Raw genomic sequence first — 692 nt, 5'->3', positions numbered from 1 at the left:
TAGAGATCAGGAACCGGTCGTCGCGCCTGCATTGAGCGTTGTTCGGCGGCGGCAGAGCATGACGGGCTTCTTCAACAAGGAGCCTGACCATGACCCATCCTGTTCTCGAAGCTCCGATCAGCCCGCTGCGCCAGCGGCTGATCGACGATATGACCCTGCGCCGGTTCGGCAAGGAGACGCAGCGCAACTATCTCCGCGACGTCGGAAGGTTCGCCAGCTTCCTCGGCCGATCTCCGGATACGGCCACGGCCGACGACCTACGACGATCCGGGCGCGGGCGCAGAGCCCCGTACCCGGGCCGCCCAGGGTCAGTGTCCGAAACTCAGGCCTACTTGATCTCCCAGGACGCCTTATGGTTGACCACGCGTCCGATTCGACCGCCAACCGTTTCGTGTAGCTGAACCGGGGTGTAGGGGGCCTTTCCTGTAATTCCTTCGTACTTTCCTGTGCCCCCGACGATGTAGTGGTTCTGGTTATCGAACGTTGTGAAGACGTTGTCGCCGTCCTTGTCGGTTTCGACACAACTGCCATCGAAGTTAAAATCATCCTTGATCATCGTCCAGTGCCCAAGGCAGTGCACCGACATGTCATGGAACGGGCCATCCCCTTTGACGTTAGGAGGCCTTTGCACAGAATCGGATTGATGATTCCGGGGGTAAGGAAGAGAGGGAGATGATTCGGATGGTCGATCG

At 59.2% G+C, this 692-nt stretch carries 1 protein-coding gene and 1 pseudogene; one reads left to right on the top strand and one right to left on the bottom strand.

Features of this window, described 5'->3' with window-relative positions:
• Window positions 1-89 precede the first annotated feature (89 nt).
• On the top strand, window positions 90-401 hold the full coding sequence (locus AC0L3H_RS32985; RefSeq protein WP_473495668.1) for a phage integrase N-terminal SAM-like domain-containing protein: 312 nt from the start codon (window positions 90-92) through the stop codon (window positions 399-401).
• Here the strand turns inward: AC0L3H_RS32985 and AC0L3H_RS32980 are convergent.
• Window positions 329-692: pseudogene (locus AC0L3H_RS32980) on the bottom strand (hypothetical protein); the annotation flags it as partial. The gene AC0L3H_RS32985 and the pseudogene AC0L3H_RS32980 overlap by 73 nt on opposite strands.

It is taken from the genome of Mesorhizobium sp. WSM4816 (assembly GCF_055811535.1).
Note: the sequence above shows the minus strand (reverse complement) of the source record. Positions and strands in the feature narration are given on the sequence as shown.